Source organism: Ensifer sp. D2-11, from assembly GCF_054161295.1.
Genome location: NZ_CP096434.1, coordinates 1502472 through 1517333, shown reverse-complemented (window position 1 = coordinate 1517333; position 14862 = coordinate 1502472). Strand labels below are relative to the sequence as shown.

Genomic DNA, 14862 nt, shown 5'->3' with positions numbered 1-14862 from the left:
CGCCGTTGCCGTACCATGTTGCTGCAGGGGCTCCTTTTTGCTGGTCTTTTCGCCGCCGTGCCGACCGTGGATGCATTTGCCGCCAATTGCAGTTCGCGAGGCGGTTTGGCTTATCTTGGAAACACGCAGGGAGCGACCCGCTCAGTCTGGCTTTCCGGGACCAGTGCCGGCTCCTTTGGCCTCGATGCTGCCCAGGGCAATCAGACGGTGGATACCTGGAGCAAGAGCAAACGCGGCCTCCACCTGTCGCTTTCTCCGGTCGTTTCGAACGGCAACGGGGGAACGCACAAGCTTTACGACCTTTCCGGCGGAAAGCCCTGCCTGCTCGACACGCAGAACCAGGTACGCGGCCTCATTCCCGACATCACCTGGCCGCAGGGGTTGCCCGACAACCATCTGCCACGTGTCTTTCCCGATTTCGCTCTGCCCGACGGTCGGCCCGATACCGGCCCGATTCGCGTCTTCCCCGATTTCGATCGGCCGGAGGGTCGGCCCGATACCCGCCCGGTTCGTGTCTTCCCCGATTTCGATCGGCCGGAGGGTCGGCCCGATACCGGCCCGGTTCGTGTCTTCCCTGATTTCGATCGGCCGGAGGGACGGCCCGATACCGGCCCGGTTCGTGTCTTCCCAGGTTTCGATCGGCCGGAGGGACGGCCCGACAATGATCTTCCGCGCATCCCGCCGGACCGCCCGGACGGTCGGCCTGACAACGACCTGCCCCGTGTGTTTCCGGGATTCGATCCGCGATCGCCTTCGCCGGACCCAGCGGCGGTTCGCGCAGGCCGGGTGGCCGGGGCTCGGACGCCGCAGAACTGTGTCGACCCCCGCTCCGTTGACGCCAACAAGCGGCGCGACCTGCCGATCTGTCCGGAACTCGTTCCCCAAGAGGCGGCGACGCAGGGTGCCGGCCAGGCCGGTGTGCCGTTGACGCCCGGCCGCGATCTGGCCGCTCCCGCGCTCTGGAATTTCTGGTCGGACATTCGCTTCGCCGACATATCCGACGAACGCTACGACCGCGACAGCGACACGCTTGCCCGCTCGCTGGACATGGGCCTCGACCGCCGGATTACCGACGATCTCGTCCTCGGCATGTCCTTCTCGTTGGAAGACAGTTCGACGGACGCGTACAGCGGCTCGATCGACATCGATACCGAAGGGTTCAGCTTCGGTCCGTATGCGGCCTATCGTCTGTCGAAACATTGGGCCGTCGACGCGTCCGTGACCTATGGCCGCTACAACAATGAGGTCGACCTGAGCGTACTCGGCGGCGACTATGATTCGGAGCGCTTCTCCGGACAGGTATCCCTCCACGGTCAGTATAAATACGGCGCCTACTTCATCCGGCCCAAGGCATCCGTCAACTTCGCTCACGTCAAAAGCGACGGCTACGGTCTGTCCGGCAACATCTTCAATTTCCCGGTGAGCGTCTCGCTCCCCGGCGAAAGCTACAATTACGGCGTCACGGAAATGTCGACGGAGGTCAGCCGGTACTTCCGCCTGCCGGACGGCCAGCCATTCCTGCTCTTCGCGGAGCTTGGCGCGCAGTACGAGTTCGAGCGGCCGAATGACGGGAAGATCCTGACGGGCGACCTGTCGGAAATCACGCCTTCCCCCTGGGCGTTCTCGCTCCGCTCCGGCTTCAGAATGCTGCTCAACGACAATCTCCAGATCGAAGCGACTGGCGGGTATCTGAGCCTTGGGCAGGAAGATCTCGATGTGTGGGAGGGCAAGCTCCACCTGTCATGGAGTTTTTAAGTTTGTACGGGAGGTTGCGGCCGTGTCGCCTGGGCGAATCGAGACCGTTCCTCTATGCATCAATGCACGGATTGCCGCACTCGCGGGGATCGGTGCCAAGAAGCGTGGCGCGAGCGGCGCTAAAATTGTGAGGCGTGGCATTGGCTAGTGACGTGAGGTCTTTTGGCGACCGGTTCCGTATCGCGAAAGCAGGAATATCGACTGCTTCCGCGCTTGTCGCGCTCGTTCTTCTGGCGGGTTGCGGAGGCCATGCGAAGGGCGTGATGACTCCGGTGGCCCTGGCGCAGCCGTCGAACACCTCGCAGGTCGACATGCTGGTGGCGACCACGCGCCAGCCCTCGGGCGACCCGGCGACCCTGTTTTCGGGAGAGCGCAGCCCGACGCTCTCGATGACCGATGTGGCGGTCTCGATCCCGCCGGACTCGCGTCGCGCGCCGGGCACGGTGCAGTGGCCGCGCAAGCTGCCGCCCAATCCGGAAACAGATTTCGCCGTCACGCGCGTGCGCGAAATGGCATCGGAAGACGAGGCGCGCACCTGGTTCCGCGCCCATAACAAGGGCGGCCATGTGCTTCTTTTCGTGCATGGCTTCAACAACCGCTACGAGGACGGCGTCTTCCGGCTGGCCCAGATCGTCCATGATTCCGGTGCGCAGGCGACACCTATGCTGTTCACCTGGCCGTCGCGTGCGCGGGTGTTCGACTATAATTACGACAAGGAGAGCACCAACTATTCGCGCACCGCGCTCGAGGATACGCTGCGCACGCTGGCAAATGCCCCGAACGTCAAGGACGTCACCATCCTTGCCCATTCTATGGGAACCTGGCTGACGATGGAGGCGCTGCGGCAGATGGGAATCCGCGACGGGAAGATCGCGCCGAAGATCGAGAACGTGATTCTCGCTTCGCCCGACATCGACCTCGACGTCTTCGCCAAGCAGTGGACCGACATGGGCGATGCACGGCCGAAATTTACGATCTTCGTTTCGCAGGACGACCGGGCGCTGGCGCTTTCGCGACTGATCTCGGGGGATGTCTCGCGGCTCGGCGCGATCGACCCCAGCGCCGAGCCCTATCGCACGCAGCTGGAGACAGCCGGCATCACCGCGATCGATCTCACCAAGGTCGAGACCGACGACGGCTTGCATCACGGCAAGTTCGCCGAGAGTCCCGAGATCGTGCAACTGATCGGACAGCGGATCATCAAGGGGCAGACGCTGACCGACTCCGAGATCACTCTGGGCGAGGGGATTACCGCCGTCGTCGCCGGCACGGCCAAGAATGTCGGCACCGTCGCGGCCGCCACGATCAGCGCGCCTGTCACCATAATAGAAGGCCGCGGCACGCCGCCCAAGAAAGTCCGGCTGGATGAAACCCTCGCCAGTGACGAACGCCCGCAAAGTGCAGCGCCATAGGGGCCCGCAATCAAGCCTGGCTGTGCCGGCAAATATTATTGGAGGATAGCATGATGTCTTGGGTCGTTCGAAATCTGGCATTTGCCGCAAGCTGCCTGCTCGGAAGCGGCGCCTTGGCGGCGGACATATATTCGCCTGTGACGCCGCAGGTGCAGGAAGTCACGACGGAGAGCGGCTGGACGTTTTCCTTCGCCCCCTATTTCTGGGCCGCCGGCCTTTCGGGCGATATCGGCCAGTTCGGTCTGTCCGCCGTCGATGTGGACGCGAGTTTCAGCGACGTCTTCGACCATCTGGATTTCGCTTTGATGGCCACGGCGGAGGCGCGCAACGGACCGTACAGCATCTTCGGCGACGCGATATACATCAAACTGTCGGGTCAGGGCGCGACGCCGAGGGGTTTCCTTGCGGACGATGTCGAGCTTGCGACCGAAACATTCGCGGGACTGCTTGGGGCCGGTTACGCGATTTACGATGATGGCTCCTCTCGGCTCGATATTGTCGGCGGCCTGCGCGTGTGGTCCGTCGAGAGCGAGCTCTCCATCAGCGGTGGCGCTCTCGGCACACGGTCGAGAACCGACGATGCGGCCTGGGTGGACGGGATGGCAGGTTTTCGCGGCACCTACTCGATCACTCAGGAAATCTATCTGACCGGATGGGGGCTTGTCGGAGCCGGTGGCGCGGATCTCGACTGGGATGTCGCCGCAGCGATCGGCTACCGGTTCCGCGACACGGTTTCGGCGGTCGCCGGCTACCGCGCGCTTGGCGTCGACTACAGCGATGACGGCTTTGTCTTCGACGTGGTCGAGCAGGGACCGATCCTGGGGCTGGTGGTGCGCTTCTAAACCAAGATCACGAATGGCAAGCGTCGTGAATCTTGATGGGTCACCGGTTGCGGCGCATCAATCTTTCGCTGTCCTCAAGCCGTCGAGCAGGGCCCGGAAGCCTTCCACGGCCTTGTGCGAGGTTTCCTGCGGGTCGTCGGAATTGGCGATCCACAGCGCTGCGTGGCTGCTTGCGCCATTGATCAGACGGGCGGCCGCTTCGGTGTCGATATCGATGACCTCACCATCGGCCTTGAGCCGGTCCAGGCTTCCCGCCAGCGCTGCAATGCAACCTTCGGTCATTTGCCATTGCGATATGTCCCCGAGTACGGCAGGGCCGTCACGGAACATGATGCGCTGGATCTCCGGCTCGAGTGCCATGCGGATATAGGCGACGCACTCGTCGACGAATCCTTGCCAGCGTGTAGGTGCTTCCGACGAGACCTTGTTCAGGCGTGCCGTCATCTCGGCGTCGATCTCCCTGATCACTGCCTGCAGCAGCCCCTTTTTGTCGCCGAAGTGATGATAGAGCGCGCCGCGGGTCAACCCGGCTTCGGCAGTGAAATCGTCCATGGACGATTCCGCAAACCCGACGGTGCCGAAGGCGCGCCGGGCGGCCGCGATCAGTTTTGCGCGGGTCTCGGCGATCATTTCCCTACGCGGCTTGTTCATCATGTCTCCTGTTTTGCATACGCCGCGTATTTTATTTGACATACGGCGCGTATGCAACTATTTAGATTCCATACGCCGCGTATGTCATTCTGCACAAATTTTCCAAGGAGCGTCTCATGTCCAATCCATACGGAGAAATATTCAGGACTCCAGGAGCTAAGGGCTTTTCGGCAGCCGGCTTCTTCGCGCGCCTTCCGATAGCGATGGCCCCGATCGGCATCGTCGCGATGCTGTCCCAGACCCACGGCGAATACTGGCTTGCAGGTGCGGTGTCGGCGACTTTCGCTCTCACCAATGCGCTCGTTGCCCCGCAGATATCCCGTCTGGTCGATCGCGTCGGCCAGACGGCCGTGGTCGTTCCGACGACGATCGTATCGGTTCTTGCGTTCCTGGTGTTGATCCTTGCAGCCAATCGGGACTGGCCGGCATGGACGCTGTTCGCCTCGGCTTTCCTCGCCGCCGCGATGCCGAGCATACCCGCCCTGGTCCGTGCCCGCTGGACCGAGATATTCCGCAATCGTCCCGAGCTGAACACCGCCTTCGCCTTCGAGTCTTCGGCAGACGAACTGGTCTATATTGCCGGCGCGTCGCTGTCGGTGGGTTTGGCAGTAGCTCTGTTTCCTGAAGCCGGCATGCTGATCAGCACGATCTTCCTCGCCCTCGGGACGGCAGCTTTCATCCTCCAGCGCTCGACGGAGCCGAAGGTGCGCCCATTGGAGGCCGGGGTCTCGCGAGCGTCGGCGATCCGTCAACGTCCGGTGCAGATCATCACGCTTGCCCTCATCTTCGTGGGCTCGATCTTCGCGACTGCGGAAGTAAGCGCCGTAGCGATCACGAAAGAGCTCGGCCAGCCGCAGGCAGCGAGCCTCGTCATCGGCGTCTATGCGGTCGGCTCGTTCCTGGTGGGCCTGGCGCTTGGGGCCCTGAACCCAACGATGCCTCTGCACAGGCAGCTTCTGATCGCCGTCAGCGTAATTGCCGCCACGTCGGTGCCCCTCCTCCTCGCGGACACCGTGCCTCTCCTTGCCTTGGCGGTTTTCGTAAGCGGCATCGCCATTTCGCCGACCTTCATCACTGCTTTCGGCCTGATCGAGCGCCGCGTACCGGAGTCGATGCTTACGGAAGGTGTCACCTGGGTGATGACCGGTATCGGCATCGGCATGGCGCTCGGTGCATTCGTCTCCGGCTGGGTCGTAGACAATTTCGGTGCGCAGAACGGCTTCTGGGTATCCGTGGCGGCCGGGGCAGCGACCGTTGCGACCATAGCGATGGGCCAGCGTAGCCTTGCCGGCGATAAAGCGGCGTCCGTAGCGGGAAGCATTCCGCAACCGGCCGAGTAGCGGCACCTCCGCCGACCTTGGGCATGTCGGAACAAACAGGCGGGCCACCGGTTCATCCGTCGGCCTGCCACCACGATAGGAGAGACCGATGGCACGTGGATCACTCGTTGCTGTAAGCGGATTATTCGCCGGCCTTGCCGCGGTGGCGGCGCTGACCGTCTCGGCCGAGCGCCGGAATGAAAGCCCCTGGCGGCCGATCAACGCGACGAGCCACTGGATACACGGCCGTCGAGCCGGTTCGCAGTCGCGTCTCGATCTCGCGCACACCGGCACCGGCTTCGTGACGCATATGCTTGCCTCATTCTGGTGGGCGCTGCCGTTCTCCGCCATGATCGGACGAAGCGCGCGGCCTTCGCCGCAGCGGGTGATTGCCGCCGCCGTCGGCACCACCGCGCTGGCAGCCCTTGTCGACTATGGGCTGGTACCGAAGCGTCTTACGCCCGGCTGGGAACTCGCCCTGCCGAAGTCCGACCTGGCGGCGGCCTATATGGCCATGGGTATCGGCCTGGCGTTGGGCGCCTCCCTGCATGGGGCAGCGGCGGCGCGCGGCCAGGAACATCCTCCGGGCTGACCGGTTAGACCGGGTGCCAGCAAGACATTCGTATCGAAACGCGACGACACATGCGTGAGGAGATCCCCAATGAGCAGCCGACCACCGCCAATCCCTCCGGACAATCGCAGCGACAAGGGAACGGGAGAGCCTGGAACCGTGTCGGCCGAGCCGAAGAAGCCGGACGTGGCCGAGAATCCCGAGAAGAAGGGCCAGCAGGGCAACACGAAGGTCAATACGACCCATCAAGGCTACCAACAGGACAGATGAGGCAGAGCGCATGTCCACATCCAAGAAGACGCCAGCAAGCATCCGCCAAGGCGGCCCGGGAGCCTCGCACGAAAATGCGAAGGAGCCGCTGGAAATACCAAAGCCGCCAGCCGACTCCGAGCGCCGCACGCGCAGCAAGGTTTCCGGCGGCGGAGGCGAGCCTGACCGCCACCACAGTCACGACGCGCGGCGCAAGGGCGGGCATTGACCATCGCCGCTGCTCCGGTATGAACAATTCCTCATCGCAGGCGTTCTGCTTGACCCGCAACGGGTGGAGGAGTTCGCCATGCGACGCGGTTTGCGCCATCACCCAATGGTCGACCTGATCGTGTTCATCGCTGCCGTCGGGCTGGTTTCGGCGATCATGGTCGTGTCTCTCTTCTTCGGCTGAGCATGTCGCCCGAAGGCGCCGGACGGCAGAGCGACGCATTCTGCTGCCGCTGCATGACGTCGCTGCGGAGGAGGCACGTTCCGCAGCGACGGCGGCGCCCCCGGTGAGGGGAGGGGGAGGGACGCCGCCCGGGTCGATTCCGGCATAGCGGAGGGGACAAGAGCCGACCCGTTCTTCTGGACAAGCCGCTTTGGGTAAAGCGACGGCGCCTAACACTCTGCGCCGCGGATGGTTCCGAGAAATACATGCCAAACGGCAATTCTTTTTCCGCCCCGGTTGCTGGGGAAGAATGCCGGCGGCCTGCAGCGCCGCGCGTCTTGTCAGACGCGCAAAGCCCTGTTTTTGTCCTTTAATCGGCCACGACTAAAGGAAACATGCAGTAGGCGGCCGGCACGCGCTCAGGCGTTGAGCGATTTCGCGAAGGGCATGACTCGGATCCGCTTGCCAAGCGCCTTGAAGGCGGCGTTGGCAACCGCAGGGCCGATCGGCGGAACGCCGGGCTCGCCGATGCCCGAAGGCGGATTGGCGGAGGCGACGATATGGACCTCCACCTTCGGCATCGCTTCGATCCTGAGTGGTGTGTACATGTCGAAGTTACCCTGATCCACCTTGCCGTCGGTCAGCGTGATTTCCTCACCCAGGATGGCGCTCAGGCCGAAGCCGATACCGCCTTCAACCTGAGCGCGGACCTGATCCGGATTGATCGCGAGGCCACAATCGACGGCAGCCACGACGCGCTCGACCTTGATACCGTCGCCATCGACGGAGATCTCGGCGATCTGCGCCACAACCGAACCGAAGCTCTCGGCAACGGCGACGCCCCGGAAGCGGCCTTCGGGCAGCGGCTTCTGCCATTCGGCCTTCTCCGCCGCGAGCTTGAGAACGGTCGCATGGCGCGAGCCCGGCTCCAGCATCGACAGTCGGAACTCCAGCGGATCCCGTCCCGCAGCCTCGGCAACCTCGTCCAGAAAGGCTTCGGCTGCGAATGCGGTGTGTGTCGAGCCGACGGAGCGCCACCAGAGAACCGGGACGCGGACGTCGGTGGTCGTGAGGCCGACGGTCTGATTTTCAATGGCATAGGGGAGGTTGTTGGCGCCCTCCACCGAGGTCGGGTCGACCCCGTTCTGGACCATGCCGTCCCAGGCCGTTTTCGCCATGATCGACTGGCCGACGATGTGATCGCTCCAGGCGACGAGCTTCCCGGATTCGTCGATCCCGGCCTTCAGCCGATGCACATAGGCCGGACGATACCGGCCCGCGCGCGTGTCGTCCTCCCGCGTCCACTGCACCTTGACCGGTGCACGGAAACCGAGGGCCTTTGCCACATGGACGGCCTCTACCACGACATCGCCGTCGAATACTGCACGCCGCCCGAAGCTGCCGCCGGTCTTCATGACGTTGAGCCGGACCTTTTCGACCGGCACTCCGGCAATCTCGCTGGCGAGATTCTGGTATACGTCGGGGAGCTGGTGCCCGCCCCAGATCTCGATCGTGCCGTCGTCGTTCCTGCGCGCGACCGCGTTCAGGGGTTCCAGGGCAGCATGCGCGAGATAGGGGAACTCGAACGTCGCTTCGATGACTTTTGCGGCTGATGTGAATGCGGCGTCGGCATCCCCGTCCTTGCGCGCGAATGCGGCCGGCGTCTTGCCGGCAAGATCGCGATAGGTTGACATCAGCTCGGGCGTTCCGCGCTTTTCGGCGCCCGTCTCGTCCCACTCCACCGTGACGGCCTCGCGGCCCTTGATCGCGGCCCACATATGTTCGCCGACCACCGCGATGCCGCGCGGCGTTTCCACCACGTCGACTACGCCCTTGATGGCGCGGGCGGCAGAAGCATCGAAGGATTTCGCCTTGGCCCCGAAGAGAGGCGGATGGATCATGACCGCCGTCAGCATTTCCGGAAGCTTGACATCGATGGTGTATCGCTCGGTTCCGTTTGCCTTGCGGGCACTGTCGAAGCGCTTCAGTTCGGCATTGCCGATAAGCTTCCAGTCGCCCGGCTCCTTGAGCTTCACGTCGGCCGGCACCGGCATCGTGGCCGCCTTGGCTGCAAACGCGCCGAAACCGCCGCTCTTGCCGGACGGATGCGAAAGGACGCCGTTCTCGACGGCGATCTCGGCTGCGTCGACGCCCCATTCCTCTGCAGCGGCAGCAACCAGCATCTCCCGGGCGGCGGCGCCCGCCTTGCGATAGCGTTCCCAGGAGGTGGACATGGAGGTCGAGCCTCCGGTCCCCTGCATCGCGCCGCCGAAGGCGATATTGCCGTAGGCCTTGATATTGCCGGCGGCTCCGATGACGTCGATCGTGGACCAATCGGCGTCAAGTTCTTCCGCAACCAGCGTAGCGATTCCGTTATAGGAGCCCTGGCCCATCTCGAACTGCGACGAGAGAACGGTGACCTTTCCGTCCCCGCCGATGGTCAGGTAGGGGGAAAATGCGTGTGAGCCGCTCTCCGTTGCCGCCTCGCCCGCCAGTGCCGGCGATGCGGACAGAACCCGGAACCCGACTGCGATACCGGTGCCGGCCGCGAGCGCACCGAGCAGGAATTGCCGCCGCGACGCTTGCGCCCGGGCGACGGGAAGGGTGATCGATTGCATCAGTTTCGGTATCATGTCAGGCCTCCAGACGCTTCGCGGCTTCGTGAATGCCCGCGCGGATACGATGATAGGTGGCGCACCGACAGAGATTGCCGGACATGGCGGCGTCGATGTCCGCGTCGGTCGGTTTGGGATTGTTGGCCAGAAGGTCCGTTGCGGACATGATCTGGCCGGACTGACAGTAGCCGCATTGGGGAACGTCGAGATCGGCCCAGACGGCCTGTACCGTCTCGGCAACCTTGCCCTTCAGCCCCTCGACCGTCGTCACCTCGGCTCCTTCGATGTCGCCGATGAAGGTTTGACAGGACCGAGTGGGTGAACCGTCGATATAAACCGTGCAGGCGCCGCATTGCGCCATGCCGCAGCCGAATTTCGTGCCCGTCAACCCGACAAGGTCGCGGATCGCCCAGAGAAGCGGCATATCCGCCTCGGCCTCGATCTTATGTTCGACGCCGTTGATCTTAACAGTCACCATGGTGTTCTCCTCGCGATTCGGCGCGTGGATGCGGGACGCCGCTGCCACATGCCGGACTGCCGATGGTGCGGATGTGGAAAGGTCTTCCGCCCACATTCCGCTCAAACTCTTGGAATCGATCACGGTCATGGTTCAGGGCAACCTGACCTAAGACCATGAACGAGACCTGGAGCTTAGAAGACCATTCGCCGAGCTGATAGATTCAATCCTGCCGAATTATTGCCCATTCCTGTCAAGTTAACGGGATCGTGATCATCCCGCCGGGTGGGGCAGCAATCAGCCTGCGGAGTTCCGCCTGGTCGAATCGCTGGAATTCAGAATCGCCCTGATGTCGCGAAGCGGCGGATGGCCGAATGCCCGGCGATACTCCCGGTTGAACTGGGTCGGGCTCTCGTAGCCGACCTGCAGCGCCGCGGTCGCCGCGTCGAGCGACTTGGAAAGCATCAGTTCCCGTGCGTGATGCAGTCGCAGGTGCTTCTGGAACTGCAGCGGGCTCATTGCGGTCATCGCACGGAAGTGATGGTGCAGCGTCGAGACGCCCATATTGGCTATCTCGGCCAGTTCTTCCACGCGAAGCGGTTTGGTGTAGTTTTCCTTCAACCATAGTACCGCCTTGGCGACGCGGTTGCTGTTCGTGCCCGCGAGCGCGAAGCGCCGCAGCCGCGCGCCCTGCTCGCCGGTGAGAAGCCGATAGAGGATCTCGTTCTGGATATGGCCGGCCAGGAACGGAATGTCGGCCGGCGAGCTCGCAAGCGAAATCAGCCGGAACAGGGCGTCGAAGAGCTCGCGCGTCGCGGTACCGACAGCCACACCGAGGTCGCGTTCGGGAATGTCGGTCGGGTGTATGTCGTGATCAGCAATGATGCGCCGCACTTTTTCCATGTCCAGCCTCAGGGCCGCTGCGACATAAGGCTCCCCTTCGCTTGCCGCGCAGATCTGCGCAGTTACGGGAAGGCCGATGGCGGTCAGGAAGAAGCAGCCTTCATCGTAGACGAGCGTCTCGTTGCCGACGCGGACATTCTTGCTTCCCTTGATGATGAAGGAGAGGCTTGGCTCGTATACGCTCGAAAAGGGCCCCGCCGGCTCGACGATGCGATACAGCGAGAGGCCCGGAACGGGGTGTGAGAAGGAAAGCCCGTCCCAGGGCAATTTCGACAGCCTGTCGAGAATCTGCGCGCGAAGGGCTGCGGTTTCTTCGCGCAAGTCCCTCTGCGGGAACATGATCGTGCTCATTCCTGCTCCTGCCTCTGATCCTATGTGCGATTATGCAGATCGAAACCCGATCACAATATCACATTATCACATTATTCTGATTTCGACAGAATTGGGCAAGAGTGGCCGATCTGCGTACTCGCGCAGATCGGCCGATATACGGACTCCGCTTACTCTGCCGCAAGCGGGGTCGGGTAGTGCTCCTGTTCGTCCGAATCCTCCTGCGCGGCTGCAGGCTCCGGGTCCGTTTTTCGCGATTTTGGCTCCTTGCCGAAGAAGAGCGCATAACCGGCCGGCAGCACCAGGATCGTCAGAACGGTCGCGACCAGGATGCCGCCCATCATCGCATAGGCGAGCGGTCCCCAGAAAACGCCGCGGGAGATCGGGATCAATGCCAGCACCGCGGTGAGCGCCGTCAGTATGATCGGCCGGAAGCGGCGCACCGTCGCGCCGATGATCGCCTCGGAACGCTCCATCCCGGCCGCGATGTCCTGATCGATCTGGTCCACCAGAATGATCGAGTTGCGGATGATGATGCCGAGCAGCGCGATGACCCCCAGGATGGCCACGAAACCGAAGGGTGCTCCGCTGATGAGCAGAGCCGCCGCCGCACCGATGATCCCGAGCGGACCGGTTGCGAGCACCAGCATCGCCTTGCCGAAATGCTGGAGTTGCACCATCAGGAGGATGACGATCACCACCAGCATGATCGGCGCCTTGGCGGCGATCGAGGCCTGGCTCTCGGCGCTGTCTTCGGCGCCGCCCTGGATCTCCACCTTGTAACCTGGTGCGAGGCCATCCCTCAGTCCCTTGAGCTCGTCAAAGAGCTGCATCGCCACGTCGTTCGGCTGCACGCCGTCAGGCAGCGTTCCGCGCACGGTGATCGTGGGAAGCCGGTCGCGCCGCCACTCGATACCCTGTTCCATGACGGGAACGACCTTGGCAATTTGCGAGACCGGGACGAAGCCGCCGAAATCCGTGGGCACATAGACCGATTGCACGGCAGAGAGCAGGTGGCGATTGCCGCCGGGCTCCCGCGCCACGATGGAGACCGTTTCCTCGCCGTCGCGGAAGCTGTCGAGCGGGACGCCGGACATCGCCGCCTGCAACATCTGGCGGATGCGCTGCGACGTGATGCCGAGGGCGCGGGCGCGGTCCTGGTCGATCACCAGCTTCATCGCCGGCACGGGCTCCAGCCAGTCGTCATGAATCGCGCCGAGCATCGGGTTTTCCTGGAATTTGGTCTTCACCTGGTCGGCGATTCGACGCACTTCCTCGCGGTCGGGTCCCATCACCCGCATCTGCACCGGCCAGCCGGTCGGCGGTCCCAGGAACAACCGGTCGACCTTGGCGCGGATCGAGGGGAAGTCCTCGGCGAGTATCGTTCGCAGCTTGGCGATCAGCCGCTCGCGGGCCGGCTCGTCCTTCGCCATGACGAGGAGCTGCGCGAAATTCGGATTGCGAAGCTGCTGGTCGAGCGGCAGGAAGAAGCGCGGGGCGCCTTCGCCGATATAGGTGGCGATGAAGCGCTTGCCCTCGTCGTCCATCATCCGCTCCTCGAGCGCCTTCGCCTGCTTTTCCACCTCCTTGATGCTCGTTCCCTCCGGCAGCCAGAGATCGACCAGGATTTCCGGTCGCGAGGACTGCGGGAAGAAATTCTTCGGAATGAACTGGAATGCCCAAAGGCTCGTCACGAAGATGGCAAGCGTCGTCAGGAGCACGACGACGCGGTGGCGCACTGCCGAGCCGACAGTCGTCCTCAGGCGGCGATAGAAGCGCGTATCGAAGACGTCGTGATGGGTGCCGGCGTGGTGACGCTGCTTCAGGATCATGTAGCCGAGCCAGGGCGTGAAATAGACAGCCACGAACCAGGAGACCACCAGGGCGATGCCGACGACGTAGAAGAGCGAGCGGACATATTCGCCGGCGGTCGATTCCGCGAAGCCGACAGGGATGAAGCCGGCGGTGGTGATCAGAGTGCCGGTCAGCATGGGGAAAGCCGTCGAGGAATAGGCGAAGCTCGCCGCGTCGATCTTTTCCAGCCCCTCTTCGAGTTTCCGCTCCATCATCTCGACCACGATCATCGCGTCGTCGACAAGCAGGCCCAGCGCGATGATCAGCGCCCCGAGCGAGATACGCTGGAGGTCGATGCCGAGCTCGTACATGATCGCAAAAGTGGCCGCGAGCACGAGCGGAATGGCAATCGCGATCACGAGACCGGAGCGCCAGCCGATCGACAGGAAGGAGACGATGAGGACGATGATCAGCGCTTCGATGAGCGCGTGGCTGAACTCGGTTATCGCTTCGGTGACGACTTCCGGCTGATTGGAGACCTGATCGACCGACACGCCGTAGGGGAGGGCGGACTCGAAGCGATCGTAGGTCGCCTCCACAGCTTTGCCGACGTCCGTGACGTTGAAGCCCTTTGCCATGACGACGCCGATCTGGACGCTGTCGTGGCCGTTGAATCGGAATTTCCGTGCATAGGGATCTTCCAGCCCGGAGGTCACGGTCGCGATGTCGCCGAGCCGGATGGTCCGGTCTCCCGCCCTCAGCCGCAGCTCGCGTATGTCCTCGACCTTGGTGACGTCGCCTTCGACGGAGATGCGCACCGAGCGCGTGCCGGTGTCGACCGAGCCGGCATGATCGACATTGTTCTGACCGGCAATCGCATTGCGCAGGTCGTTGAACGTCAGGCCGCGCTCTGCGAGAACCTTGGAGGAAAGGTCTACATAGATTTTCTCGGGCTGGTCCCCGAGGATCACTACCTTCTCGACGCCTGGTGTCGTCAGCAGCATGTCGCGACCCTCGATCGCGAAGCGCTTCAGTTCCGGATAGCTGAAGCCGTCGCCGCTGATCGAATGCAGGGTGATGAAGGTGTCGCCGAACTCGTCGTTGAAATAGGGCCCGAGCACGCCTTCGGGCATCTCGTTGGCGATGTCGCCTACCTTCTTGCGCACCTGGTAGAATGCGTCGGCGACCTCGTCTGCGTTGGTGTCGCCCTCGATCTGAACGGTGATGATGGCGCTGCCGGCGCGCGTATAGGAGCGGACGAAATCGAGATGCGGCGTTTCCTGCAGCTTGCGCTCGATCTTGTTGACGACTTGGTCTTCCATTTCCTGGATGGAAGCTCCCGGCCATACGGCTTGCACCACCATCACGCGGAAGGTGAATTCCGGATCCTCGCGTTGCCCCATGCGCAGGAGCCCAAGCCCGCCGGTGACGATGATCAGCGCAAGCAGGAACCGCGCGATGCTCGGATGCCCGATCGCCCAGCGCGAAAGATTGAACGGTTTCTTGTCCTCGGTGGAGGCGTGCATGGCCGTCGTCCCGTTCTATCGGTGGAGGTTAACGCACTTCCAGGAAA

Annotated in this window: 12 protein-coding genes; 7 read left to right on the top strand and 5 right to left on the bottom strand. The window is 63.2% G+C overall.

Annotated features, from left to right (window positions below; genetic code table 11):
• The first annotated feature begins 15 nt into the window (after positions 1–15).
• From M1D34_RS24175 to M1D34_RS24165, 3 genes are all read left to right on the top strand, one after another.
• Entirely contained in the window at positions 16–1755 is a 1740-nt protein-coding gene (locus tag M1D34_RS24175) for an autotransporter outer membrane beta-barrel domain-containing protein (RefSeq protein ID WP_498784375.1), read from the top strand.
• Between the two features lie 140 nt (positions 1756–1895).
• Entirely contained in the window at positions 1896–3167 is a 1272-nt protein-coding gene (locus M1D34_RS24170; protein WP_498782719.1) for an alpha/beta hydrolase, read from the top strand.
• Between the two features lie 50 nt (positions 3168–3217).
• Positions 3218–4009, top strand: coding sequence for a hypothetical protein (locus M1D34_RS24165; protein ID WP_498782717.1), 792 nt, complete (start codon positions 3218–3220; stop codon positions 4007–4009).
• Positions 4010–4066: 57 nt separating this feature from the next.
• On the opposite strand, the gene M1D34_RS24160 is transcribed toward M1D34_RS24165, so the two are convergent.
• Positions 4067–4660 carry a TetR/AcrR family transcriptional regulator gene (locus tag M1D34_RS24160; RefSeq protein WP_498782715.1) on the bottom strand — a complete coding sequence of 198 codons (594 nt, stop codon included), beginning with the start codon at positions 4658–4660 and terminating at the stop codon, positions 4067–4069.
• A 116-nt stretch (positions 4661–4776) separates the two neighbouring features.
• Between M1D34_RS24160 and M1D34_RS24155 the strand changes: the two genes are divergently transcribed.
• The 4 genes from M1D34_RS24155 (at position 4777) to M1D34_RS24140 (ending at position 7028) form a co-directional block, all read left to right on the top strand.
• The gene (locus M1D34_RS24155; protein WP_498782713.1) at positions 4777–6000 is read left to right on the top strand and encodes an MFS transporter; all 1224 of its coding nucleotides are present in this window, start codon (positions 4777–4779) and stop codon (positions 5998–6000) included.
• An 88-nt stretch (positions 6001–6088) separates the two neighbouring features.
• Complete coding sequence (locus tag M1D34_RS24150; RefSeq protein WP_498782711.1) at positions 6089–6571, top strand: hypothetical protein; 483 nt, start codon at positions 6089–6091, stop codon at positions 6569–6571.
• 69 nt (positions 6572–6640) lie between these two features.
• Positions 6641–6820: a hypothetical protein gene (locus M1D34_RS24145; RefSeq protein WP_128203690.1), complete on the top strand. Its 180-nt coding sequence runs from the start codon at positions 6641–6643 to the stop codon at positions 6818–6820.
• A gap of 10 nt (positions 6821–6830) precedes the next feature.
• Positions 6831–7028, top strand: coding sequence for a hypothetical protein (locus tag M1D34_RS24140; RefSeq protein WP_013850036.1), 198 nt, complete (start codon positions 6831–6833; stop codon positions 7026–7028).
• Positions 7029–7609: 581 nt separating this feature from the next.
• Here the strand turns inward: M1D34_RS24140 and M1D34_RS24135 are convergent.
• From M1D34_RS24135 to M1D34_RS24120, 4 genes are all read right to left on the bottom strand, one after another.
• The gene (locus M1D34_RS24135; protein WP_498782707.1) at positions 7610–9823 is read right to left on the bottom strand and encodes a xanthine dehydrogenase family protein molybdopterin-binding subunit; all 2214 of its coding nucleotides are present in this window, start codon (positions 9821–9823) and stop codon (positions 7610–7612) included.
• Between the two features lies 1 nt (position 9824).
• Positions 9825–10283 carry a (2Fe-2S)-binding protein gene (locus tag M1D34_RS24130; RefSeq protein ID WP_127614263.1) on the bottom strand — a complete coding sequence of 153 codons (459 nt, stop codon included), beginning with the start codon at positions 10281–10283 and terminating at the stop codon, positions 9825–9827.
• Between the two features lie 276 nt (positions 10284–10559).
• The gene (locus tag M1D34_RS24125) at positions 10560–11516 is read right to left on the bottom strand and encodes an AraC family transcriptional regulator (RefSeq protein WP_498782705.1); all 957 of its coding nucleotides are present in this window, start codon (positions 11514–11516) and stop codon (positions 10560–10562) included.
• 149 nt (positions 11517–11665) lie between these two features.
• A complete protein-coding gene (locus M1D34_RS24120; protein ID WP_498782704.1) occupies positions 11666–14815 on the bottom strand; it encodes an efflux RND transporter permease subunit in 3150 nt (1049 codons plus the stop codon).
• Positions 14816–14862: the final 47 nt, after the last annotated feature.

Coding starts and splice junctions, on each gene's coding strand:
- M1D34_RS24175 (WP_498784375.1), top strand. CDS start 16: ATGTTGCTGCAGGGGCTCCTTTTTGCTGGTCTTTTCGCCGCCGTGCCG.
- M1D34_RS24165 (WP_498782717.1), top strand. CDS start 3,218: ATGATGTCTTGGGTCGTTCGAAATCTGGCATTTGCCGCAAGCTGCCTG.
- M1D34_RS24160 (WP_498782715.1), bottom strand. CDS start 4,660: ATGAACAAGCCGCGTAGGGAAATGATCGCCGAGACCCGCGCAAAACTG.
- M1D34_RS24155 (WP_498782713.1), top strand. CDS start 4,777: ATGTCCAATCCATACGGAGAAATATTCAGGACTCCAGGAGCTAAGGGC.
- M1D34_RS24150 (WP_498782711.1), top strand. CDS start 6,089: ATGGCACGTGGATCACTCGTTGCTGTAAGCGGATTATTCGCCGGCCTT.
- M1D34_RS24145 (WP_128203690.1), top strand. CDS start 6,641: ATGAGCAGCCGACCACCGCCAATCCCTCCGGACAATCGCAGCGACAAG.
- M1D34_RS24140 (WP_013850036.1), top strand. CDS start 6,831: ATGTCCACATCCAAGAAGACGCCAGCAAGCATCCGCCAAGGCGGCCCG.
- M1D34_RS24135 (WP_498782707.1), bottom strand. CDS start 9,823: ATGATACCGAAACTGATGCAATCGATCACCCTTCCCGTCGCCCGGGCG.
- M1D34_RS24130 (WP_127614263.1), bottom strand. CDS start 10,283: ATGGTGACTGTTAAGATCAACGGCGTCGAACATAAGATCGAGGCCGAG.
- M1D34_RS24125 (WP_498782705.1), bottom strand. CDS start 11,516: ATGAGCACGATCATGTTCCCGCAGAGGGACTTGCGCGAAGAAACCGCA.
- M1D34_RS24120 (WP_498782704.1), bottom strand. CDS start 14,815: ATGCACGCCTCCACCGAGGACAAGAAACCGTTCAATCTTTCGCGCTGG.